This is a genomic window from Novosphingobium sp. BAM6, assembly GCF_057784955.1.
In genome coordinates this window covers 154,925-177,093 of record NZ_JBYNTR010000001.1, presented here as the reverse complement: position 1 = coordinate 177,093, position 22,169 = coordinate 154,925, and the positions used below count along the sequence as shown (strand labels likewise).

21 protein-coding genes are annotated in these 22,169 nt (G+C 66.0%); 3 read left to right on the top strand and 18 right to left on the bottom strand.

From position 1 onward, the window contains the following. Window positions 1–104 precede the first annotated feature (104 nt). The 3 genes from AC3EC3_RS00930 to AC3EC3_RS00920 are packed head-to-tail and all read left to right on the top strand — an operon-like array spanning window position 105 to window position 1,651. The gene (locus tag AC3EC3_RS00930) at window positions 105–293 is read left to right on the top strand and encodes a NepR family anti-sigma factor (RefSeq protein WP_260927055.1); all 189 of its coding nucleotides are present in this window, start codon (window positions 105–107) and stop codon (window positions 291–293) included. Next, window positions 286–834 (top strand): sigma-70 family RNA polymerase sigma factor, encoded by a 549-nt coding sequence (locus tag AC3EC3_RS00925; RefSeq protein WP_488487862.1) that lies wholly within the window; start codon window positions 286–288, stop codon window positions 832–834. The genes AC3EC3_RS00930 and AC3EC3_RS00925 overlap by 8 nt, the downstream gene beginning before the upstream one ends. 34 nt (window positions 835–868) lie before the next feature. Next, entirely contained in the window at window positions 869–1,651 is a 783-nt protein-coding gene (locus tag AC3EC3_RS00920) for an SDR family oxidoreductase (protein ID WP_488487861.1), read from the top strand. A 37-nt stretch (window positions 1,652–1,688) separates the two neighbouring features. Here AC3EC3_RS00920 and AC3EC3_RS00915 read toward each other — a convergent pair whose 3' ends face one another. The 18 genes from AC3EC3_RS00915 to AC3EC3_RS00830 form a co-directional block, all read right to left on the bottom strand. Further along, window positions 1,689–3,200, bottom strand: coding sequence for a GGDEF domain-containing protein (locus AC3EC3_RS00915; RefSeq protein WP_488487860.1), 1,512 nt, complete (start codon window positions 3,198–3,200; stop codon window positions 1,689–1,691). 174 nt (window positions 3,201–3,374) lie between these two features. Continuing rightward, window positions 3,375–4,256: an NAD(P)-dependent oxidoreductase gene (locus tag AC3EC3_RS00910; RefSeq protein ID WP_488487859.1), complete on the bottom strand. Its 882-nt coding sequence runs from the start codon at window positions 4,254–4,256 to the stop codon at window positions 3,375–3,377. A gap of 314 nt (window positions 4,257–4,570) precedes the next feature. Further along, complete coding sequence (locus AC3EC3_RS00905; protein WP_488487858.1) at window positions 4,571–5,173, bottom strand: superoxide dismutase; 603 nt, start codon at window positions 5,171–5,173, stop codon at window positions 4,571–4,573. A 296-nt stretch (window positions 5,174–5,469) separates the two neighbouring features. Further along, complete coding sequence (locus tag AC3EC3_RS00900; RefSeq protein WP_260927046.1) at window positions 5,470–5,742, bottom strand: hypothetical protein; 273 nt, start codon at window positions 5,740–5,742, stop codon at window positions 5,470–5,472. 147 nt (window positions 5,743–5,889) lie between these two features. Further along, complete coding sequence (locus AC3EC3_RS00895; RefSeq protein ID WP_260927044.1) at window positions 5,890–6,159, bottom strand: GlsB/YeaQ/YmgE family stress response membrane protein; 270 nt, start codon at window positions 6,157–6,159, stop codon at window positions 5,890–5,892. A 265-nt stretch (window positions 6,160–6,424) separates the two neighbouring features. Further along, window positions 6,425–6,730: a hypothetical protein gene (locus tag AC3EC3_RS00890; RefSeq protein WP_488487857.1), complete on the bottom strand. Its 306-nt coding sequence runs from the start codon at window positions 6,728–6,730 to the stop codon at window positions 6,425–6,427. Between the two features lie 170 nt (window positions 6,731–6,900). Further along, complete coding sequence (locus AC3EC3_RS00885) at window positions 6,901–7,824, bottom strand: NAD-dependent epimerase/dehydratase family protein (RefSeq protein WP_488487856.1); 924 nt, start codon at window positions 7,822–7,824, stop codon at window positions 6,901–6,903. Next, entirely contained in the window at window positions 7,821–8,966 is a 1,146-nt protein-coding gene (proB, locus tag AC3EC3_RS00880; RefSeq protein ID WP_488487855.1) for a glutamate 5-kinase, read from the bottom strand. Before proB ends, AC3EC3_RS00885 begins: the two co-directional genes overlap by 4 nt. Before the next feature lie 162 nt (window positions 8,967–9,128). After that, on the bottom strand, window positions 9,129–9,737 hold the full coding sequence (gene ssb / locus AC3EC3_RS00875; RefSeq protein ID WP_488487854.1) for a single-stranded DNA-binding protein: 609 nt from the start codon (window positions 9,735–9,737) through the stop codon (window positions 9,129–9,131). Window positions 9,738–10,057: 320 nt separating this feature from the next. Continuing rightward, window positions 10,058–11,905: a ferrous iron transporter B gene (gene feoB, locus AC3EC3_RS00870; RefSeq protein WP_488487853.1), complete on the bottom strand. Its 1,848-nt coding sequence runs from the start codon at window positions 11,903–11,905 to the stop codon at window positions 10,058–10,060. Further along, window positions 11,902–12,141 (bottom strand): FeoA family protein, encoded by a 240-nt coding sequence (locus AC3EC3_RS00865; protein WP_260927036.1) that lies wholly within the window; start codon window positions 12,139–12,141, stop codon window positions 11,902–11,904. The genes feoB and AC3EC3_RS00865 overlap by 4 nt, the downstream gene beginning before the upstream one ends. Before the next feature lie 106 nt (window positions 12,142–12,247). Then, window positions 12,248–12,634, bottom strand: coding sequence for a VOC family protein (locus tag AC3EC3_RS00860; RefSeq protein WP_488487852.1), 387 nt, complete (start codon window positions 12,632–12,634; stop codon window positions 12,248–12,250). 43 nt (window positions 12,635–12,677) lie between these two features. Then, the gene (locus tag AC3EC3_RS00855; protein ID WP_488487851.1) at window positions 12,678–12,932 is read right to left on the bottom strand and encodes a hypothetical protein; all 255 of its coding nucleotides are present in this window, start codon (window positions 12,930–12,932) and stop codon (window positions 12,678–12,680) included. Window positions 12,933–13,082: 150 nt separating this feature from the next. Then, complete coding sequence (locus AC3EC3_RS00850) at window positions 13,083–14,447, bottom strand: MFS transporter (RefSeq protein ID WP_488487850.1); 1,365 nt, start codon at window positions 14,445–14,447, stop codon at window positions 13,083–13,085. A 153-nt stretch (window positions 14,448–14,600) separates the two neighbouring features. Beyond that, a complete protein-coding gene (locus tag AC3EC3_RS00845) occupies window positions 14,601–16,655 on the bottom strand; it encodes a M1 family metallopeptidase (RefSeq protein WP_488487849.1) in 2,055 nt (684 codons plus the stop codon). 104 nt (window positions 16,656–16,759) lie between these two features. After that, complete coding sequence (locus tag AC3EC3_RS00840; protein ID WP_488487848.1) at window positions 16,760–18,148, bottom strand: uracil-xanthine permease family protein; 1,389 nt, start codon at window positions 18,146–18,148, stop codon at window positions 16,760–16,762. Then, window positions 18,145–19,317 (bottom strand): purine nucleoside permease, encoded by a 1,173-nt coding sequence (locus AC3EC3_RS00835; RefSeq protein ID WP_488487847.1) that lies wholly within the window; start codon window positions 19,315–19,317, stop codon window positions 18,145–18,147. Before AC3EC3_RS00835 ends, AC3EC3_RS00840 begins: the two co-directional genes overlap by 4 nt. A 72-nt stretch (window positions 19,318–19,389) precedes the next feature. Beyond that, the gene (locus AC3EC3_RS00830; RefSeq protein WP_488487846.1) at window positions 19,390–21,969 is read right to left on the bottom strand and encodes a TonB-dependent siderophore receptor; all 2,580 of its coding nucleotides are present in this window, start codon (window positions 21,967–21,969) and stop codon (window positions 19,390–19,392) included. Between the last annotated feature and the right edge of the window lie 200 nt (window positions 21,970–22,169).

The following is a 22,169-nucleotide window of genomic DNA, read 5'->3' as shown; positions in this document are numbered from 1 at the left end:
GACAGGCTCCGCCCCGCTTCCGCCGACTCCATCGGTCGCGCCCCAAAGGCGCTTGACCGCACGGATACCTGCGGGCATCGGGGCCGGGCGAAAAGGAGTTTGAGTTGACTCATCCAGAAGGAGATGGCCCCGCCGGGAATGCCGTTCCCGGACTGCCACCGGAAGTGCGCCGCGACGGCGAGCCCGGCTGGGCAGGCGGCCTGAGGAAGCTCTACAACTCCGTGGTGGATGAACCGCTGCCGGACAGCTTCAGGGATCTTCTCAAGAAGCTTGACGGCGACGGCGATGCCTGAGCGCATCCAGCCTTCCTCGCAGGACGAGGCTTTTCGCAAGGAACTCATGGGGGTGCTTCCCCACCTTCGCGCTTTCGCCCGCGGCCTGTGCGGTCGCCCGGACTTCGCCGACGATCTGGTGCAGGAAGCCACCATCAAGGCGTGGACCGCGCGCGAGCGCTACACCCCCGGCACCAACATGCGCGCCTGGACTTTCGCGATCCTGCGCAACCACTACCTTTCCGAACTGCGCCGTTCCAAGCGGCAGACCGACCTCGACGAGGGCGTGGCGGAGCGGTTGCTGGTGATGGAGGCCGATCAGGAGGCCCCGCTCCATCTCGACGACATGGAAGCGGCGCTGCGCAATCTCGCCCCCGAACGGCGCGAGGCGGTGCTGCTGGTGGGCGCCTCGGGCTTTTCCTACGAAGAGGCCGCCGCGATCGCCGAATGCCCGATCGGCACGATGAAAAGCCGTGTCGCCCGCGCCCGCGCCGACCTTGCCCGCATGCTCGACGTCGATGCCGAAAAGCCCTTCGACCTGCGCGCCCGCAGGATCGGATAAGCACAACCTCCAAGACTATCCGGGAGAGTAGAGAATGGACCTTGGCATCGCCGGTCGCCGCGCTCTGGTCTGCGCATCCTCGAAAGGGCTCGGCCTTGCCTGCGCCACCGCACTCGCCCGCGAAGGGGCTCAGGTGTGGATCAACGGTCGCGACGATGCCCGGCTGGCCGAGGCCGCGCAGATCATCGAGGCCGCCACCGGCGCGAAAGTCCATCGTTTCGCGGCCGATCTCGACGATGCGGATGCCCGCGCCGCACTGATCGCCGCCTGCCCCGATCCCGACATTCTCGTGACCAACAACCACGGGCCGCGCGTCGCCAGGTTCGCGGATATCGTGGCGGAAGACTGGCCTGCGGCGGTCAATTCCAACATGCTCGCGCCAATCCAGTTCATCACCGCCGCGCTGCCCGGGATGCGGGCGCGCAAGTTCGGGCGGATCGTCAATATCACGTCAGGTCTGGTCAAGGCGCCGCCCGCCGACATGGCGCTCTCGGTCGCGGCGCGCGCCGGGCTGACGGCGATGGCCAAGGCCGTGCAGATCGAGGCGATTGCCGATAACGTGACGATCAACAACCTGCTGCCCGGCCCGTTCCGCACCGACCGGCTCGCCAATCGTGCCCGCCGCATCGCCGAAGAAGACGGCATCGATCTGGAAGCCGCCTTCGCCAAGCTAGGCCGCGCGCGCGGGCCTTCCGGGAGGATCGGCGATCCTGCCGAGTTCGGCGATGCCTGCGCCTATCTGTGTTCGGCGCAGGCCGGGTTCGTTTCGGGCCAGAACCTCGCGCTCGACGGCGGGGCCTATCCGGGGCTGATCTGAAGGAGCGTCGCGTCTGGTGAAAACCGCCTGACCGCGCTCACCCTGCCGCCGAGCGCTCGTCGGCAGGCGGCGACGGGGGGACCATGTGCAGCCGCACCGGCTGGCCGGACACCCGGTTACGCCCGGCCCGCTTGGCGTCGTAGAGCGCCGCGTCGGCCGCTGCCAGCAGGCTGGGCGGATCGTCCCCCGCCTGTGCCAGCGCCAGCCCGACGCTGACCGTGACGATGCCATCGGGCGCCGCCAGCGCGAGCGCTTCCACCGCCCCGCGCATCGCCTCGCCCAGCCGCTGCGCCTCGGCGAAGTCCACTCCCGGCGCGATCACCGCGAACTCCTCGCCGCCATAGCGCGCGACGAGGCCGCCGCCGCGCACCGGCACCGCGACCAGTGCCTGCGCCACCTCGATCAGCCGCTCGTCCCCGATCGCGTGGCCGTAGCGGTCGTTGAGTGGCTTGAAATGGTCGATGTCGATCATCAGCAGCGCCAGCGGCGCAGCCGTCCGGCGCGCATCGAGCCAGCCTTGCGCGAAGCACTCGTCGAACTGGCGGCGGTTGGCGATCCCCGTCAGTCCGTCGAGATGCGAGAGCGCGGCCATGCGGTCACGTTCGCTGATGGTGCGCATCTGCACCAGTATCGTGCGCAGGCCATAACCCAGCATCGCCGCGATGCAGCCGCTGACCGCCTGCGCCGGGTTGTGCGAGACCAGCAGCGCCGAGACCGACAGCAGCGTCACCGGGATCAGCAGCGGACTGCCCACTTCCACGGCGCGGATCACCGTGCGGTTGCCGACCGGACGGCGCAGCGTCGCCGGGCTGCGCCGCCCCACGAAAGCCGCTGTCGCAAGGCCCAGGAACGGCAGGTCGATCACCAGATCGGTCACCCCGCCGTAATCGGACGCGCCTTGGAAATGGTTGATGTAGAAGGCCATAACCAGATAGCTGAACGCGAACCCTGTACAGATGCGATGGAACCGCAGCCGCGCGGTATCGACGCAGGTGACGAGGCGCAGAACCGCGCAGAACGCCACGAACAGGTTCTCGATATCGAACATCGTTATCAGTGCGGAATGCCCCACCGCATCGGCACCCTGCGCGGCGATCAGGCGGAACACATAGGCGTAGTAGAGATAGCCCAGTGCCGCCGCCAGCGCGGCATCTATCGCGCGCTTGGGCCACTTGTCTCCCACAGGGCTGGCCAGTGTGAAGATCAGCGGCACGCCGTAGAGCACGAAAAGCAGCATGCTCAGCCGCTCCTCGCCCTCCATCGCATAGACCATCACCCCGATCATCGCGGTGAACATGCCCGAGGCCCACAGCAGCATCGCCGCGGCCATCGCCAGCCAGCCTTCGGCGCCCTCGCGCCAGACCCGCCACAGGCAGCCGAGCGCGGCCAGCAGCGGCGCCAGCATCAGGAACGCGAACGAGATCTGGTCCCCGCGAAACGGCAGGACGTGGAGCGCAGCCAGATGCACTCCCGCGAACGCAAGCGGCACGCCCGCGATCGCGAGGGCGCGCCATGACAGAGCAGAAGAACTGGGCAGGGCTGACGGCACTTCGACGACCTCCCGGGAACACGCCTTTCCGATTCCCGGCAGTATGCCATGAAATCGTCCTTAAGCGGTTAACGCATTCCGGGGACTTGAATGGGACCGGGCCAGCGTGGACGCGGCGATCCGCCCGCAGCCCGCGCCGACCCGAATGTTCCCGGTTATCCGGTAGTTCCGAGTTTACCCGCCGATCGCATCCTTGGCTGGCGCGCCCTTCGCCGTCGCAATCGTGTAGCCTGCCATCACGCCCCAGTCCTTGTTGCCGTTCCCGGCCTCGACCGCCTCGCCCATGCGCTTGTGGACGGCGGCGAGCATCGGCAGGTCGCCGCCCGAGGCTTTCGCCACTTCACTGGCGAGGCGCAGGTCCTTGAGGCCCAGCGTCGCCTTGAAGCCCGCCTGGTATTCGCCCTTGGCGATGATGCCCGAATAGCCTTCGTAGACGCGGCAGCCGAACAGCGTGCCCAGCATCACCTCGAAGAACTGCTCGCGCCCGCAGCCCTCGCTCTCGCTGAGCACGACCGCCTCGGCCATGCCCTCGATCGCCATGGTGATCATCATGTTGCAGGCGATCTTCACGGCATTGGCGGTGGGCGCCTCACGCCCGAGATCCCAGACCTTGCCCGCAACCGCCTCCAGCGCGGGCGAGACTTTCGCCAACGCCTCTGCCGGGCCTGCCGCCAGCACGTTGAGCTTACCCGCCGCCGCCACGTCCGGGCGCCCCAGCACCGGCGCCGAAACATAGGTGAGGCCCGCCGCCTCGTGCAGGTCCACCAGTTTCTTCGCATAGGCGACCGAGATCGTCGCGCTGACCACATGGATCAGGCCCTTCGCCGCCTGATCCAGCAGGCCGGGGCCGACGATCACCTCCTCGATGGTCTCGTCCTGGCTGAGCATGGTGAACAGCACTTCGCCCTGCATGGCCTCGACGGGCGTTGCCACCATCGTCACGCCCGCAACCTCGCCCCCCGAACGGTTCCAGGCGACCACCTCTTGTCCGGCCTGAACCAGATTGGCGGCCATGCCGCGCCCCATGCTGCCGAGGCCGATGATGCCGATCTTCATATGCTGATATCCTTGGATAGTTCTTGGGAGGATAGGTGCGGAAACGTGGCTAAAGACTGTTCGATAAATGCCCAGCAGGGCATTTATGGCGCGGCACCGGCCCTCTCCCCCACCCTACCACCCAACGGTAGTATCCTGCGGGTGGTAGGGTGGGGGCGAGGGCCGGTGCCGCAAAATTCGCCTTTGGCGAATTTCCAGACGAACACCGAAAAGCCACGAAGAAGGGGCGCCCCGCCTGGCCGCAGCCGGACGGGACGCCCCTCCCCCTAACAGATGTCCGGCCCGTTCAGACCGGAAGAAACTTCAGACCGGGATCAGGCCGGATAGGTCCAGGCCGTGCCGCGATCGAAGTTGTCGCTGGCGAAGGTCCAGTTCAGGATGTTCTCCAGAACCGCCTTCACGTAGGCCGGGCGCTTGTTCATCTGATCGATGTAGTAGGCATGCTCCCACACATCGACGGTCAGCAGCGGCAGCACGTCCTTGACGAGCGCGCTGTCGGCGTCATGGGTCGAGATGACCTTGAGCTTACCGCCGTCGACGACGAGCCAGGCCCAGCCGTTCGAGAAGTGGTTGACCGCCTCGTTCGAGAGCGCTTCGAGCAGCGCGTCGAGCGAGCCGAAATCGACCGTGATGGCGGCCAGCAGGCTCTCGCTGGGGGCGGTCTTCTCAGGCGACAGCGAGTGCCAGTAGAAGCCGTGGTTCCAGGTCTGGGCCGAGTTGTTGAACAGCGGGCCGGAAGCGGCCTTGGCGATCTCTTCCACCGACTTGCCGGCGTTGTCGGTGCCTTCGATGGCGGCGTTCAGCTTGTCCACGTAGGTCTTGTGGTGGGCGCCGTGATGGATTTCGAGCGTCTTGCTGGAGATATGCGGCTCAAGCGCGTCGAGGGCATAGGGCAGCGGCATCAAAGGGATCGTCATGGCATGTCTTCCTGTTTTGCGGTTCTTGGTGACCTGCGATTTTCCGCGCGCATCTGGCCCCGCGCGCGTTCGGGGCCTATGTCAGCGCTGGAGGCCGACAATTCAAGCGTTCACTGGTGACATTTTCGCAGTAGCAGCATGATTATCGGTAATTTTATTGCTCGCAACGAAAGAGGGGCGGCATATGCCACCCCTCCTCGCTGATCCGTTGGCTGGCCTGTGGGGGATTCGCAGTCTCACGCAGGCAGTCATGCGACCCTTATCGCGGATCAGTCTCGCGGCATCAGGTGCCGAAATCAGTTCCCGGCAGCTTCCGAGGCCTGATCCTTGACCGCAGTGGCATCGGTATTGCCCTGCGCACGGGTGGCATCGGCAGCGTCGTTCATCTGGTCCGCCGCAGCGCCCGACATCTGCGAGGCCTGATCGTCCATCGCATCGGCAGCCGCATCGGAGCTGCTGGCGATCGCCTCGGCTTCCTTGTCGGCGCCCGACTTCTGGCAGGCGGCAAGCCCGAGCGAGGCGGTGGCGGCAGCGATCATGGCGACGCGCGGCATGGTGACGAATTTCATGACAGGATATCCTTTCCCTGTTTTACCTGAATAAAGCGCATCATTTCTGTTCGATACGCCCGATGTTCAAGCAATGGAGGGCGCAGTTGGTTCCGCGCCGCTCCGTTTTATTGCATGCAATCTATTGCATTGCGATTTTCGCAGCGCTTAGCGGACCGAGCCGCGACGCACCAGATTGACGATCGCCAGCAGCACCACCGCACCCAGGAACGAGGCGATCAGCGACATCAGGTCGAAGCTGCCGCTGGTGATCGGCGCGCCGCCGATCAGCGGGGTAATCAGGAAGCCGGCGATCACCGCGCCGACCACGCCCACGACAATGTTGAGGAAGATACCCTGCTGGGCATCCGTGCGCATCACGAGGCTGGCCAGCCAGCCGATCACGCCGCCAACGATCAGGATAAGCAGAAGAGTCATAGTCCCATCTCCGTGTTTCGTTCTGTTGCCCATAGTAACGGCGCAGCCGAAACAAGGTTCCGAACAGTCGAACGGGGGAATGACATCCTTTGCAGGCCCAGCCTACTGCCGGTGCCTCCAGCCGGAGGCGGGTGCCGGAAACGCGACCGGCCCGCCATGGGGCGAGCCGGAAGAATGCCTCGTTTTTCAGACCGGGCCACCCCGCATGCGCTCAGGCGAGCGCGCCTTGGCTTTGCGCTCAGGCGAGCGCGTCCCGATCTTGCGATCAGGCGAGCGCGAGCGCGAAGACTTCGGTGTCGGTTTCGCGGGGAAGCGTGCCGTCGAACACGGCGAGCGGCTCGAACGTCTCGTCGGTCAGCGTCACTTCGCTCAGGCCCAGCAGCTTGTACTGCGTCAGGCGGCGATCATCGTCCGAGCGCCAGTTCTTGAGCGTGTTGAGCGCGCTGACGAACAGGTCGCCGTGGCGCGAGAACAGCTGGTGCGGAGCCAGCCGCATCTCGTTGCCATTGTACAGGGCAACGACCATGCGCCGCAGCGCGATGGCCTCGATGAATTTGCGTTCTGTCGTCATATCCAAAATCGTTTGCATCCGTTTGCGGTGCGCGCGCCCGTGCAGGCGCGCAATTTACCCCTCTCCCCCCTTCCGAACAAGCGTGAATGTGCATCGGAACCCACCGAAAGAGCCGGATTCCGTGCCCTTTCCTGCCAGCGCGGTTGCACGCCATGCAGGTCAGGCCTGGCCTAGATCCACTTCTCGTCGCGATACCACTGCGCCGTCGCCTTCAGCCCGGCGCGAGTCTCGATCTGCGGCGCCCACAAGGCCGGAGGCGGCATTGCCCCCGCAGACACCACCCAGTCGGGGTGGCTGAAGTAGGCCGCGCGGTCCTTCGTCATCTTCGCCTTGGTGCCGCGCGCGAAGTGATCGCACCACGCCGCGAACTCCAGCGTGCGGCGCGACAGACCCAGCACCTTGGGGCGGCGGCCCATGGCATAGCCGATCGCCTGCGCCAGTTCGTAGTGCGCCCAGCCCTGCGGCGTGCCATCGTCCGGCTCGAAAGTGCGCCCCGCCGTGCGATCGTCATGCGGGACGAGGCCGACCAGCAGTCGCGCCAGATCCTGCACGTGGATCACCGAGGCGCGCCCGTTGCCCGGCACCGGGATCACCCCCCAGCGCGCAGCGCGAAACAGCTCGAACATCTCCTTGTCGCGCGGGCCATAGATCGCGGGCGGGCGCACCAGCGTCCAGTCGAGCGGACTGGCCTTGACCACCGTCTCGGCCCGCGCCTTCGACGCGCCATAGTCCGACAGGTCGGGCTCGCGCGCGCTCAGCGACGAGACATGGACGAAGCGCCGCACGCCTGCCGCCACGCATTCGGTCACGAGGTTGAGCGTGCCGGTGACATTGCCCAGCTCGAAGCCTTCGGCATCGGGCGCGTTGACCACGCCCGCGACATGGATCACCGCATCGGCGCCATGCACGAGGTTTTCGAGCGAGGCAGTGTCGGTCAGCTCGCCACGGACCCAGGTGATCCCGGCGCGCGGCGCCTGCTCGCGGCGGGTCAGCGCGCGCAAGTGATAGCCAGCGGCCAGCGCCGCCTCGATGGTCGCACTGCCGACGAAACCGGTCCCCCCGGTCAGCGCGATAACTGTCTTATGCTGGTTCACTTCATCACCATCTGGTCCCGGTGCACAACCGAGGAGCGCGGCGCATAGCCGAGCACACTGGCTTGCTCATTCGAATGGAGCCCCCGGATTTCCACGCATTCGCGCGCATCGTATTCGCTGAGGCCGTGGGCGAGCACGCGCCCGTCCGGCGCCTCGATCGCCACGGCATCGCCGCGCTCGAACGTGCCCGAAACCCCGGTCACGCCCTTGGCCAGCAGGCTGGCGCCGCGCGCCAGCGCCTCTGCCGCCCCGGCATCGACTACGATCGTTCCCTTCAGGCGCAACCGTCCGCCCAGCCACGCCTTGCGCGCGCCCGCGCGGCGCATCGGGCGGAACAGCGTGCCGATGCCATCCTGCGCTTCATGAGAGCCGATGATCCGCGCCAGCGGGCGCTGGTGCTGGCCCGAGCCGATCACCATGGCGATGCCCGCCAGCTCGGCGATCTCGGCCGCCTGCAATTTCGAGATCATGCCGCCCGAGCCCATGCCCGAACTCGATTCGGCGCTGGCCATCGCCCGCACCGCGTCGGTCATCCCGGCGACGACCGGCACCATCCGCGCGCCGGGCTCTTTCGGATGGCGATCATAGAGGCCGTCGATGTCGGAGAGCAGCACCACCGCGCTGGCGCCTGCGGCCTGCGCCACGCGCGCGGCCAGCCGGTCGTTGTCGCCGAAGCGGATTTCCTGCGTCGCGACCGAATCGTTCTCGTTGATCACCGGCACCGCGCCGCAATCGAGCAGGCGCGAGAGCGTGGCGGTGACGTTCAGGTAGCGGCGGCGGTCCTCAAGGTCTTCCAGCGTCAGCAGCATCTGCGCCGCGGTGATCCCGTGCGAGACCAGCAGGTCCGACCACAGGCCCGACAACGCGATCTGGCCGACCGCCGCGCTCGCCTGCGCATCGGCAAGGCTGCCGCGCCCGCCCTTCTCCAGCCCCAGCGTCGCCGCGCCCAGCGCGATCGCGCCCGAGGACACCACGATCACCTGCTGGCCGCGCGCGCGCGCCTCGGCGATCTCGTCCACCAGTGCATCGATCCACGCGGCGCGCACGCCTTCCGGGCCGACCAGCAGCGCAGAGCCCACCTTGACAACAAGGCAGGGGCAAAGGGCGGGATCGGCGAGGTCTGAAAGACGGGTGATCGGCATGGGAGAGGCGCCTGTATGGCAAATGGGCGCAAGAAGAAAGGGCAAGCACACGCAAGCGGACTTGCGCGGCGCACAATCTTCGCGGCGGACCTGTTTGCACCAACGAAAAAGGCTCCTCCAAAGGGAAGAGCCTTTTCGTGTTTCGTACTGTAAGCGCGGCGATCAGAACGGGATGTCGTCGTCGAGATCGTCGCCGAAGCCGCCGCCCGAACCGCCCGAGGAACCGCCGCTGCGGCCCCACTCGTCACCGCCGCCCGAGGACGAGCCCCCGCGCGAACCACCGCCCGAACGGCCGCCGCCGCCAAAGCCGCCGCCCGACGAACCGCCGTCATTGCCCCAGCCGCCGCCGGAGCTGCCGCCACCCGAGCGCGAGCCGCCGCCGAAGCCACCCCCGCTACCACCAGCGCCGCCGCCGCCCTGCGCCCCGTCGAGCATCGTCATCACCGCGCCGGGGCCTTGCAGCACCACTTCGGTCGAATAGCGGTCCTGGCCGTTCTGGTCCTGCCACTTGCGGGTGCGCAGCTGGCCTTCGATGTAGACCTTCGAGCCCTTGCGCAGGAACCGCTCAGCCACGCCCGCCAGACCTTCCGAGAAGATCGCGACGGAATGCCACTCGGTGCGCTCCTGACGCTCACCGGTGTTGCGGTCCTTCCAGCTTTCCGACGTGGCGATGCGCAGGTTGCAGACCTTGCCGCCGTTCTGGAACGACTTGACCTCAGGGTCGGCCCCGAGGTTGCCGACGATGATGACCTTGTTGACGCTGCCTGCCATAGAATCGGGTATCCCTTGGAATGTGGCGAACGGGGTAGCCAATCTGCGCGCGGATCGCAAAGTGCGGAAAGGGAGATGTCCACGACGTGAAATCCCTCACCCCAACCGTCATCCCAGCGAAGGCCGGGATCGTTTTCAGCGTCGTACCAGGCCTCACAGCGGTCCCAGCTTTCGCCGGGATGACGGGCTTAGAGTGCGAGACGTCTGAAATACGCGGGGGCAGCGGCCTCAGGCGCGAGATCAGCGCCGGAAAACGTAACGGGGTGCAGGGGCAATAGCCCCTGCCCTAACCCTTGCTCTTAACCTGAACCCCCGAGCCCTCAGCCCAGCCCGGCCCATGTCGCCAGCCAGAACGTCACGCCCGCTGCGACGTAGGCCATCGCGAACAGGTAGCCCAGCATCACCAGCGGCCACTTCCAGCCGTTGGTCTCGCGCCGGGCGACGGCGATGGTCGACATGCACTGCGGCGCGAAGACGAACCATGCCAGGAACGCCAGCGCCATCGGCAGCGTCCACACGCCCTGCAGGCGCTTGCCGAGGTCGACCGCCTGCTGGTCCTCGCTGTCGCTGGCATCGACGGCGTAGGTGGTCGCGAGCGCCGAGACGGCAACCTCGCGCGCGGCCATCGCCGGGATCAGCGCCAGCGCCATGTTGCGGTTGAAGCCGATCGGCTCGACCACCACGGCAAGGCCATTGGCGATGTGCCCGGCGACCGAGGCGTTGACCTGGCTTTCGCCGGGGTGCGCCTTGGGGAAGTTGAGCAGCAGCCAGAGCACCACCGAGACGGTGAAGATGATCGTGCCCGCGCGGCGCAGGAAGATCCACGCGCGCTGCCACAGGCCGATCGCCATGTCCTTCAGGCGCGGCATCTGGTACTTGGGCAGTTCCATGATGAAGCCCGAGGCCTCGCCCTTGGTCGCCGAGCGGCGCAGCACGAGCGCGGCCAGAAACGCGCCGACGATACCGGCGACGTAAAGCGCGAACAGCACCAGTCCCTGCAGGCCGATGCCCCAGCCGACGCTCTTGTGCGGGATGAACGCGCCGATGATCACGGCATAGACCGGCAGGCGCGCCGAACAGGTCATCAAGGGCGCGATCAGGATCGTCGTCAGCCGGTCCTTGGGGTCCGAGATCGAGCGCGTGGCCATGATGCCGGGGATCGCGCAGGCAAAGCTGGAGAGCAGCGGGATGAAGCTGCGCCCGGACAGGCCGACATAGGCCATCAGCCGGTCCATCAGGAAAGCGGCGCGGGCCATGTAGCCCGAGGCTTCCATCGCGAGGATGAAGGCGAAGAGGATGACGATCTGCGGCAGGAACACCACCACGGCGCCGACACCGGCGATCACGCCGTCGGTCAGCAGATCGCGCAGCAGGCTGGGCAGCATCACGTCGGTGACTTGCGCCGAGAACCCATCGACAAGCCCCTGAAGCCCGTCAATCAACGGATTGGCCCAGGCGAACACCGCCTGGAACATCACGAACAGGAATGCGAAAAGGATCACCGGGCCAAGCCAGGGATGCAGCAGCAGCCGGTCCATCTTGGCGTGGAGGCGATGGCGGCGCGATTCGGAGAGGATCGCGGCATCGGCCATGGCGTGCGCGACAACGCGGCGCTCGGTCTGGCCCAGCGCGGTGAGGCCGGGGCCTGCCTCGCGCGAGGGAGCCGAGGCGATCGCCTCGCCCAGTTCGGCAAGGCCGCGGCGGCGCACGGCGACGGTCGGGATCACAGACACGCCCAGTTCCTGCGCCAGCACCGCCGGGTCGAGCACCAGCCCGTCGCGCTCGGCAAGGTCCACCATGTTGAGCGCAATGACCGAGGGCTTGCCCAGCGCCAGCAGTTCCTGCGCGAAGACCAGATGCTGTTCGAGGTTCGAGGCATCGAGCACGATGATCAGCGCATCGGGCGCGGCCTCGCCGGGGAACCTGCCGTGGACGACCTTGGAGGTCACCTCCTCGTCGGGGCTGGTCGGGTCGAGGCCGTAGGCGCCGGGAAGATCGGTCAGCTCGACCGGCTCACCGCTGGGCAGCATCAGGCGCCCCGACTTTCGCTCGACAGTGACGCCGGGATAGTTGGCGATCTTCTGGCGCGCGCCGGTCAGCGCGTTGAACAGCGCGCTCTTGCCCGCGTTCGGATTGCCGACGAGGGCGATCTTGCGCTGGCCGCTCACAGTTCTTCCACTTCCATGGCAACGGCATGGGCACGGCGCAGGGCGATGCTCATGCGGCCGATGGTCAGCGCGATGGGATCGCGCCCGAACAGGATGCCGCGATGGGCGACGGAAACCCGCGCGCCCTCCTCGATGCCGAGCGCGCGCAGCCGCCGCGCTTCCTCGTCCACCAGAGCGGACCAGTTCACAGCGACGATTCGCGCGGTTTTTCCGGCGGGCAGAAGATCGAGCGTCATTGCGCCCCGCTGCCAGATCGCAAGGAGGTTTGCAACTGGGTCGCAATAGCTTGCGACAAAATGAAATCTGCGATGAACGAAGGTTAAGAAGGTCAGGCCGGGCTCGTCACTCAGGCTCGTGGCAGCACAGGCACAGCTTGTTGCCATCGGGATCGCGGAAATAGGCGCCGTAGTAGTGCGCATGATAGTGCGGCCGCAGCCCCGGCGCGCCCTCGTCGCGGCCACCGTGCTCCAGCGCAAGGCCATGGCAGGCATCGACCGCCGCACGCGTCTGAGCCAGCAGCGCGATCATCTGCCCATTGCCAACCGAAGCCACCGCACCATCGAAGGGCCGGGTAATGACAAACAGCGGACGGTCGGCCAGCGGCGATTTCCACCCGGCCCAGTGCGCATCGGCGAACTTCCGCTCCAGCCCGAGCGCGGCCAGCAACGGGTCGTAGAACCGGCGCGCGCGCGCCATATCGGACACACCCAGCGTCACGTGCGAAAGCATGGCGATCTCCTCTGGCGGTTTTTGCCTGTTCCGTCACAGGGTGTCAGTCGCGGCGCGAGCGGCGCACCAGCCAGTTGATGAGCGCGCTGGCTCCCAGTCCCGCAAGGCCAGCGATCAACAGCGAAAAGAACAGCAACGGCCACACTTTGCCCCGATGGCATGGCTCTTCGGGGATGCAGTCCCCCAGCGTGCCGACAAGAAACGAAAGCGCCATCAGCGGCACGCCGACGATGCTGGCGATGGTACAGCCCCATCGCCCACCCGGCGTTCCTCCACCCTGATAGCCGCCCTGTTCCATGATGGGCAGTGTACACAATAGCACGCAGTTTCGGCAAGTTACCGCATAGTCACCCTGCGCAGGGCCCGATCCCCGCCTCACCGATGCGAAAGCGCCCGCGGGACGGAGGTCCGGCGGACGCTTTCGGCATGAGAACAGGCGCGGCGGACATCAGCCTTTCAGTCGCCCCTTCGTTTCCGGCACGATCAGCGCGCCCACCAGATAGAGCAGCGCGAAGGCGCCGATAAAGGCCGCCAGCACCTGCGGGATCGCCGCGGGCGTTGCTGCAGAGAGCGAGACGAACGTCGGCATGATGCCGCCGACCGCAAAGCCGGTGTTCCACGAAAGCCCGGTGCCGGTCGCGCGCAGTTCCACCGGGAAACGCTCGTTGAGGAAGATCATCAGCGGGCCGAACACCGCCGAGCCCAGGAAGCTGATCGCCAGCGCGTGCCAGATCAGCGAGAAGCCGGTCGCGCTCGCCATCGTCACGATCAGCAGCGGCAGGGCGACGAGGCAGAGCACGCCCGTCAGCAGGAACACCTTCTTGCGCCCGATATGCTGGCTCCATTCGCCCAGCAGCAGCGAGGAGACCGCGCCCGCCACGCTCCCGAACAGCATCAGCGTGGACGCCTCTGCCGCCGGGACCTTGCTCACCAGCTTGAGGTAGGTCGGCAGATAACCCGCCGTCAGGTAATAGACAGCGCCCGCGCCGCTCGACAGCATCAGGTTCACGAAGAAGCGGTTGCGGTAATCGCGGCTGGCGAAAAGGGCGCGCACCGGCGATCCCGTATCCTCACCCTTGGCCGCGTGCTTGGCCGCCGCCTTCTGGAACTGAGGCGATTCGGCCAGCTTGCGGAACATGACCAGTCCGATGGCCGAGGTGATCAGCCCGCAGAAGAACATGAAGCGCCAGCCGATGCGGGTGAATTCCTCGTCGGGGAACAGCGCCGAGATCGCCATGTAGGCGAACGAGGCCAGCAGCGTGCCGATCGCCGCGCCGCCGCCGCCGATCAGGCCGCTCATGGTGCCACGCCAGCGCTCGGGCACGGACTCGGTGCCGAGCACATGGGTCGAGGCGACCACGCCGCCCACGAAGATGCCCTGCACCAGTCGCAGCAGCAGGAACAGCACCGTCGCCCAGATGCCGATCGTCTCGACCGTAGGCAGGATGCCGAACGAGGCCGTCGCGATACCGACGCCCGCAATCGCGAAGATCATCGCCCGCTTGCGCCCCAGACGGTCCGAATATGAGCCGAACAGCGCCGAGCCCAGCGGGCGCATCAGCAGCGTCACCGCGAACGAGGCATAGGCCCCCGCCAGCGACAGCATCGGCGTGTGCGAGGGGAAGAAGTGCTGACCGACAGCGGGCGCGACGAACAGCAGGATGAACAGGTCGAAAAGGTCCAGCCCCCAGCCGAAGCAGGATGCAACGACGGCCAGCGCCGTGGTCCGTTCGGGCTCCGGAACAATGTCCGACGGGCGCCCCGCCGACACCTGCGCCAGATAGGGTGTGGATGTGGATGAATCCACCGACATGCTTCTCTCCTCTCGCGCCCGGTCGTTGTCCCAGGTCGTTATCAGGGCGTTCAGCCCCGGTGCCATGCTTAACGATGGGAGAGTGAACGCATCAAGGCAATTAAGGTTCGGTGATCGCGAAGATCACCGAACCTGATATGTTTCCGGCCTGTTTCAGACCTTCCTGTCGTCGTTCGAGCGATCCTTGTCAGGGATCTTGTGATCGGGATCGACCACTGCCTCGGTCACGGTCTTGCCCGCAGGCACGACGACGCTGGTCTCGGTATTCCTGATCCAGCTTTCGGCGGGCAGGCGATAATCGGTGTGGGTGCCGTCCGAGAACATCACCCGCAGCGTGGCAGGCATGATCAGCTTGTCATGGCTACCCACGGTGACGCGCGTGCCCTTCGAGGGATCCTTGGCATCGACCGGGGCGATGGAATCCACCGCCAGGTCCATCGACCAGTTGTTCTCGTACCAGCCGCGCCACCACCACGACAGATCCTCACCCGTCTGGCTCTCCATGAAGCGGAAGAAGTCGGCGGGCTTGGGATGCTTGTACGTCCAGTCGGCGATGAAGCGGCGGAACGCGGGATCGAACCGATCGGGCCCGAGGATCTGCTCGCGCAGCAGCACGAGGCCGAGCGCCGACTTGAAGTACGTCACCGGGTGGCGGTACTTCTCGATGATCGAATCCGCGCGCGTCAGGATCGGCGGCGCGTTGGGATCGAGCAGCACGCTCTGGATCTCGTCCACCGGATTGCCGCCGCCCGGCGCATATTCGCCATCGCGCTTGGGCGCATATTCGCCGTGGTTGAAATCGTCGGATTCGTACACGTCGATGAAGGTGTTGAAGCCCTCGTCCATCCACGCGTTGCGGCGCTCGTCGAAGCCGACCATCATCGGGAACAGTTCATGCCCGATCTCGTGCGCGGTGATGAAGAACAGGACATTGCCCTTGTCCTCGATCCCGTCAAACAGGATGCCGGGATATTCCATGCCGGAAGCCGGTCCCGCCACGTTGATCGCCCAGGGCCACGGATAGGCCGCCCAGCGCTTGGCGTAGTTCTGGAGGCTGTCCTTGAGGTACTCGGTCGAGCGGCCCCAGGCAGGCTGCCCGGCGCTTTCCTTGGGATAGAACGACATCGCCAGCGAGGTCTTGCCGCCGCCAAGGTTGATGCGCGCGGCGTCCCAGGCGAAGATCGACGAGGCGCTGAACGCCACGTCGCGGGTGTTCTCCATGCGATAGTGCCAGGTCTTCGTTGCGCCAGTAAGGGACGGTTTCGCCGGGATTTCCTGCGGCGAGCGGATCATCACCGTGGCATCGCTGGTCTTGGCCTTGGCCAGCCGCGCCTGCTCGGTGGTGGTGAGCACTTCGGACTGGTTCACCAGCTCGCCCGAACCTGCCACCAGCATCGTCGAAGGCACCGTCACGTAATAGTCGAAGTTGCCGTATTCGAGGTAGAACTCCTGCGCCAGATAGGGCAGCGGATCCCAGCCGCGAATATCGTCATAGACCGCCATCCGCGGATACCACTGCGCCAGATCGTAGATCGGGCCATCCTTGGCCATGCCCCAGGCCATGCGCCCGCCCCATTCGCCGGGAATGGTGAAGTGCCAGGCGATGCGCACGCGGGTCTTCCCGCCCTTCGCCGCCAGCGCCTGCGGCATGGTGATCTGCAGGCGGGTGTCGCTGACCACGTACTGCACGGGCACGAACTTGCCGTCGACCTCGATCTCCACCTTGTCGAGCACGGCGCCGTCGGTCGATCCGCCCGCGTGGCGACCGATGCCGGGGCCACCGTTGGCGTAGTTGCCGCGGCTGTCCTTCTTGTAAAGGTTCTGGTCCAGCTGCACCCACAGCACGTCCAGCGCATCGGGGCTGTTGTTGGTGTAGCTGATGATCTCGTCGCCGGTCAGCGAGGGCGATTTCACATCCGGGTCGAGCTTGGCATGGATTTCGTAATCCGCACGGTTCTGCCAGTACTGCGGCCCCGGCTTGCCATCGGCGCCGCGATAGACGTTGACCGACTGCTGCATGTCGAACGGCGCGAAGGTCGAGCGCGGATCGTAGGCGGTGCTCGAAGCTGCAGGCGCAGGCGCGCTCTGGGCCAGCACCGGCGGGGCGACAGCGACGAGGCTGGCCGCACCGAGCAGCAGGCCCAGATGACGACCGGGGCGGCGGCCAAGACCACGACCGAAGCGCGGGGACGGGAAAATCGAGGGCATGACGAGGACGACCTTGTATGGGGAAGGCCCGAGGCACGGGCCACGACGAAACGAGACGCTTGCGCGTTCAACCAATCCCCGAACGAATTGCCAAGCCCTTTCCTCTATTCCTGCCCTTTTCTTTCCCGTGGCAGCAACAGGTTGAGCACCACCGCCAGCGTCGCGGCGGGGAGGATGCCAGACGTCAGCAGGATACGCGCGGTTTCGGGCAGGTGCTGGAGCGCTGCGGGTTCGAGCTGAAGCCCGAGGCCGAGCGAGAGCGAGATGCCGAAGACCAGCATATTGCGCTGGCTCCACGAAACCTGCGCCAGCATCGCCACCGCCGCCGAGGCGACCATGCCGAACATCACGATCACACCGCCGCCCAAGACTTCGATGGGGATCGTTGCGATCGCCGCGCCGACCTTGGGCAACAGGCCGCAGGCGACGAGGAACAGCGCGCCGATGGTCACGACATGGCGGCTCATGACGCCGGTGATCGCGACCAGCCCGACGTTCTGGCTGAAGGTGGTGTTGGGCATGCCCCCGAACAGCGCCGCAAGCGCCGAGCCGAGCCCGTCGGCAGCAACCGCGCCCTGCAGCTCGCGCTTGCTGGCAGGGCGTCCGGCATTGCCTTCGCAAATCGCATCGACATCGCCGATGGTCTCGATCGAGGAGACGAAGCCGGTGAGGCAGAAGCCCAGCACGGCCGTCCACGACCACGCCCAGCCGAAATGCAGCGGCTGGGGCACGGTGAACCAGCCCGCCTGATGCACGGCGGCAAAGTCCACCCGGCCCAGCGCGAGCGCGAGAACATAGCCCGCGATCAGTCCGAACAGCACCGCCGCGCTGCTCCACACCCCGCGCGCGAACAGCGCAAAGCCCATCGTCACCACGACCACACAACCCGCCATCAACCAGCTGATGCCTGAGCCATAGGCCGGGGTGCCCTCCAGCGGCACGCCGCCCGCCGCGTATTGTACCGCGACCTTCATCAGCGACAACGCGATCATCAGCACCACCAGCCCTGTCACCAGCGGCGGCAGCGCGAAGCGGATGCGCCCCACGAACTGGCTGAGCACAGCGTGAAGCAGCCCCGCCACGAAGGCCGCCGCCGCGATCATGCCCAGCGCGCCCGCGCCCTTCCCGGCGACCAGCGGCACCATGATCGGCACGTAGGAAAAGCTCGTCCCCTGCACCAGCGGCAGCCGGGCGCCGACCGGGCCAAAGCTGACGGTCTGGAGCAGCGTGGCGACGCCTGCAAAGAACATCGCCATCTGGATCATATAGACCATCGCCGAACTGTCCGCAGAGCCGTACCCGATGCCCGCCGCCGCCGCGACGATGATCGCAGGCGTGATATTGCTGACGAACATCGCCAGCACATGCTGCAAGCCCAGCGGGATTGCCGCCATCACGCCGGGAAAGGCGTTGGGATCGCGCGACGAGAATCCCGCCGCGCTGTCGGCGTCTGTGGGAGAAACGATCGACAGGTGCGGCGGATGTCCGGTCATTGCACAGATTCTCCACCCGGCGTTTCGGTGCCGTATCGGTCCCAGTGGCCGAGCAGTTCGTCCACCACCACCGAGCCGACGCGGTAGAGGTTCTCGACCGATTCCGTCAGGCCGGTGTAATGCGCGTTCTCGGCCATCAGGTTGTCATAGGCCGAGACGCCCGGCGGCGGCACCGTATGGTTCGAACCCGCGCGCAGCACCATCAGCCGGTTATAATCGACGCGGCCGGTGCGCGTGGCGAAGGTCATCGCCTGCGCAACGCCGGTATCCTCCATCGCGGCCGTCACGAAATTGCCCTTGCCTTGCGTCCAGTAGTGGACCCAGTCGTTGGCCCAGTCGTTCAGCAGCTTGCCGTGCCAGAAGGTCATCGCCGAAAGCTGATCGCCCACCAGCACGAAAGGCGGTTTCTGCGCCATGGGATAGGCGGCATAACGCTTGCGCTCCGCCGCCAGCACCGGATCGTCGGGCAGCTTCACGTCTTTGGTCAGTCCATAGGCCCAGCCGACGAGACCGGGGTTGAGCGTGAACAGCTCGCCATCGGGCTTGGGCACCACCGGATCGCCCGGCCCCTTGCCGTCGCGCGGGAAGTAACCGGTCTTCCAGCCCTTGGGCACCTCGCGCGGGTCGATCTCGTGCGCCAGATCGCCGTCGATCAGATAGCGCGCCCAGGCAGCGGAACCGACCGAGGCATCTTCCGGGTCGATCCCGGCGATCCCTGCCAGCAGGAAGTAGGCATGGCTGACGTCGAGCCGCTGGTCGAGCGCCAGCGCGGTCAGCGCGTTGGACGAGCGCGCGGTGCCGATGCCAGTCAGCACCGCCAGCACCTGCGTTTGCGGATTATAGGCAAGGTCATGGAACCCTTGCGGAAACGGGATCGCCATGTCGAGGTGGCGGCGGGTGCGCCACAGCTGGAACTCGCCGGGCGTGTCGCCGGTATCCTGCCCGATTTCGAACAGCGAGATGATGACGACCTTGACCGGCAGCGGCGCGGTGCAGTTGCCGCCCGGCCGGCAACCCGCGATCTGCGCCTGCGCGCGGGCGATGCTGTCGGCAGATGGTGTTACGGAAAAGTCCGGCTCCGCGGCATAAGCGACACCGCACAGGGTCAGCAGAACGGGAAACAGCAACGAGGCAAGCCGCGAAGGGCGCATCCAATCAACCTTTGTCATTCGTCTTCAATGTCGTCGATATCTTCAACGGATCGGGTAGGATGATCCCCCACCCTGCCCGGTCCGGTTGCATCAGAACTTGTATTCGATCGTCGCCTGCCAGCTGCGCGGCAGCTGCGGCAGCACGATATCCGCGCCGAACAGATCCTGACCGCCCGCACGGAAGTAGCGCGCGTTGTTGACGTTCTTCACCACCGCGCGGAACAGCCACGGCCCGGTGGTGTACGAGGCTCCGAGGTTGAGCAGCCAGTAGGCGGGCAGCTTGATGTTCTGCGCATAGTCCGCATAGACCGAGTCGACGTGGCTGAGATCCCCGTTGATCGCGATGCCGTTGTCGAAGGCATACGTCGCCGTCGCCGAGGCCACGTTGGTCGGCTCGCCCGGACGGCGTGTCTTGCCCTTGGTGTCCATGTAGACATTGCCGAACTCCGACCCACCGAAGCTGAGGGCCGGATCAGCCCCCGCGGCGATCATGTCTTCGGCCCCGAAGTAGTTGAAGTAGTATCCGGCGTTATACGCGCCGATGTTGTAGACCTTCATGTGCGTGAAGGCCCCGGTAACGAGCAGGTGGCGATCCACCGCCCAGCGCATTTCCGCCTCGATGCCCTTGGTCTGGAGGATCTGGTTGGTCAGCGAGCTTTCCGCCGCCGCCGCCGTGCGCTGCTGCTTGTAGACCGAAATGGCGGCATAGAGCTTCTTGTCGAGGAACTCGCCCTTGAGACCGCCTTCCATCAGCTTGGACTTGCCGAGCACCGCGCCGTTCTTGATGTTGGCGAGATAGAGTTCAGAGCCCTCGCCCGCCACCACCGTGCTCTGGCGCGAGATGGTGAAGTAGGGGATCAGGCCGACCGGCGTCTTGTACGAGACGCTGACGTTCCACGAAACGCCGCCCTCGGTGCCGGATTCGCTCGGCGTCATGTCATCGCCATAGTCGCCCACGTTACCCGCGATATCGCCCGGCGCGTACTTGGACAGGATCGCGGTCGACTTGGCGTGAACGCTGTCATACCGGATGCCGCCGATCACATCGAGGCCCATGTTGAAGTCGAGATCGACAAGCCCGGCGATACCGTAATCGGTATAGTGGCCGATCACGTAGTCGGAATAGTCGCAGTCGCACTGGGTCGCCAGCAGGCGGGTCGAGGTGGCGTCGTAGCCCACGGTGATGTCGGGACGGTTCCACAGTTCCACACCGTAATCGTCGGCGAAGTGGAAGTGGGTGTAGCGCACCGAGGGCGAGAGCTGGAGCGAGATCTTCGCCGCCTTGGTGTCGAACCGGTCGGAGATCACCAGCTTGTCTTCCATGACGTAGGAATTGAACGCCTGCGCGAAGCCATAGGCGTTCTCGTTCAGGTTCTTGCCGCCGTCGTAGAACATCTTGTTGGTGATCTGGAGGTTGCCCGCCCCTGTCCAGATCAGGTCGAAATAGGCGGTTTTCTGGCGATTGTTGAGCCGGTCGTCCTGACCGGTCAGCGTCTGCTTGCCGCTGATATGGGTAGTGCCCGCGTTCTGCAGGTTGAGATCGGGATTGGCGAGAAGGCAGGCGTTGCTGTAGCCCGCCGAGGTATCGTCGCCGCCGCAGGCATAGCTGCCGTAGAACGTCAGGCCCGCCCCGCCGTTGGCGGCTGCGGCTTCCTCGCGGCTGATCTTGCCGTCGCCGCTGGTGTCGAGCTGGGTGCCCTCTCCGGTGATGTAGGTTCCGTGGTCGACCAGATCCTGCGTCACGCGGTTCCAGCCGCTGTTCTGCACCGAGTTGTACTTCTGGTACATCGCGCCGAATTCGGTGCGCAGGTTCGAGGTGATGTCGGTATCGAACGAGGCCGAGAACAGCGCGTTATGCGTGAACACGTTGTTGTAGTAGCTGCCCGAATGCTCGACTTCGCCGTAGATGCTGTAGCCGAACTCGTGGTCGCCGATCTTGCCGGGGCCGGTCACGTTGGCCTTCATCACGTTGCGGCTCCAGCTGCCGCCATCGTAGCTGACGAACCCGGTGGTATCGTCCGAATAGTCGCCGTTGGCCTCGCGCGCGGTCTTGGGCACGAAGTTCATGTAGCCACCGATTTTCGACGGGCCATAGATCACCGAGGCAGGGCCGCGCACGATGTCGATGCGCTCCGCCGCGCCGATCGGGGTGGAATAGTTGCCCGGATTGTCGAGGCGCAGCATGCCGCGGAAATAGACATCCGAAGGCGCGCCGCGAATGTCGAGCGCACCGCCCGTACCGAAGAACGAGCTGGTGAAGATACCCGGCGCCTGCGACACGAGGTCGTAGATCTGGGTGATCCCGAAGCGCTCCATCTGCTCGGACGTGACGCTGGAGACCGAACGCGGCGTTTCGGCGATGGTCTTGTTGAAGCCGAACACCGAACTGACGGCGATGGTGGGCAGGGCGCCGAGCGAGCCCTTGACGATGATCTCCTTGCCGTCGCTGCTGTCATCGTCGGCAGGAGGTGCAGCGGCAGGCGCGGGCGCGGGCGCTGCCGTGACAGCAACGGCGGCGGCACTGGCCGCATCAGACGATACCGGCGCGTTCACACCTGCGGCACCGGCCTCTTCTGCCAGCGCGGGCGTCGACAGTGCCGTACCGGCCAGCATCGCCGCGACAAGACCCAGCGCGCCGCGACGCGACGGCGCAAACCCAAGCTTCACCATAACTTTCCAAACCCCCATGTGAGGCGACAGGACGGTTTTCCCACGAGCCCCATCGTCAATCGCGCCTGTCCGACACCCCATCCCGATGCCCCGGCCCCATGCGGTCTGACGCCGCCGGTCGCCGGTCTTCCCTGTGCCGCACGGGGCCGGATCGACCTTTTGGTCGACCTTGCGTGCGCGCGCTCAGCCGCCTTGCGTGA

Excerpts from the sequence above, each read along its gene's own strand:
- AC3EC3_RS00905 (WP_488487858.1), bottom strand. The coding sequence starts at position 5,173 with ATGACGATCCCTTTGATGCCGCTGCCCTATGCCCTCGACGCGCTTGAG.
- AC3EC3_RS00860 (WP_488487852.1), bottom strand. The coding sequence starts at position 12,634 with ATGCTTTCGCACGTGACGCTGGGTGTGTCCGATATGGCGCGCGCGCGC.
- AC3EC3_RS00910 (WP_488487859.1), bottom strand. The coding sequence starts at position 4,256 with ATGAAGATCGGCATCATCGGCCTCGGCAGCATGGGGCGCGGCATGGCC.
- AC3EC3_RS00850 (WP_488487850.1), bottom strand. The coding sequence starts at position 14,447 with ATGTCGGTGGATTCATCCACATCCACACCCTATCTGGCGCAGGTGTCG.
- AC3EC3_RS00890 (WP_488487857.1), bottom strand. The coding sequence starts at position 6,730 with ATGACGACAGAACGCAAATTCATCGAGGCCATCGCGCTGCGGCGCATG.
- AC3EC3_RS00835 (WP_488487847.1), bottom strand. The coding sequence starts at position 19,317 with ATGACAAAGGTTGATTGGATGCGCCCTTCGCGGCTTGCCTCGTTGCTG.
- proB (WP_488487855.1), bottom strand. The coding sequence starts at position 8,966 with ATGCCGATCACCCGTCTTTCAGACCTCGCCGATCCCGCCCTTTGCCCC.
- AC3EC3_RS00925 (WP_488487862.1), top strand. The coding sequence starts at position 286 with ATGCCTGAGCGCATCCAGCCTTCCTCGCAGGACGAGGCTTTTCGCAAG.
- AC3EC3_RS00895 (WP_260927044.1), bottom strand. The coding sequence starts at position 6,159 with ATGACTCTTCTGCTTATCCTGATCGTTGGCGGCGTGATCGGCTGGCTG.
- AC3EC3_RS00865 (WP_260927036.1), bottom strand. The coding sequence starts at position 12,141 with ATGACGCTCGATCTTCTGCCCGCCGGAAAAACCGCGCGAATCGTCGCT.
- AC3EC3_RS00920 (WP_488487861.1), top strand. The coding sequence starts at position 869 with ATGGACCTTGGCATCGCCGGTCGCCGCGCTCTGGTCTGCGCATCCTCG.
- AC3EC3_RS00845 (WP_488487849.1), bottom strand. The coding sequence starts at position 16,655 with ATGCCCTCGATTTTCCCGTCCCCGCGCTTCGGTCGTGGTCTTGGCCGC.
- AC3EC3_RS00830 (WP_488487846.1), bottom strand. The coding sequence starts at position 21,969 with ATGGTGAAGCTTGGGTTTGCGCCGTCGCGTCGCGGCGCGCTGGGTCTT.
- AC3EC3_RS00840 (WP_488487848.1), bottom strand. The coding sequence starts at position 18,148 with ATGACCGGACATCCGCCGCACCTGTCGATCGTTTCTCCCACAGACGCC.
- ssb (WP_488487854.1), bottom strand. The coding sequence starts at position 9,737 with ATGGCAGGCAGCGTCAACAAGGTCATCATCGTCGGCAACCTCGGGGCC.
- AC3EC3_RS00900 (WP_260927046.1), bottom strand. The coding sequence starts at position 5,742 with ATGAAATTCGTCACCATGCCGCGCGTCGCCATGATCGCTGCCGCCACC.
- AC3EC3_RS00855 (WP_488487851.1), bottom strand. The coding sequence starts at position 12,932 with ATGGAACAGGGCGGCTATCAGGGTGGAGGAACGCCGGGTGGGCGATGG.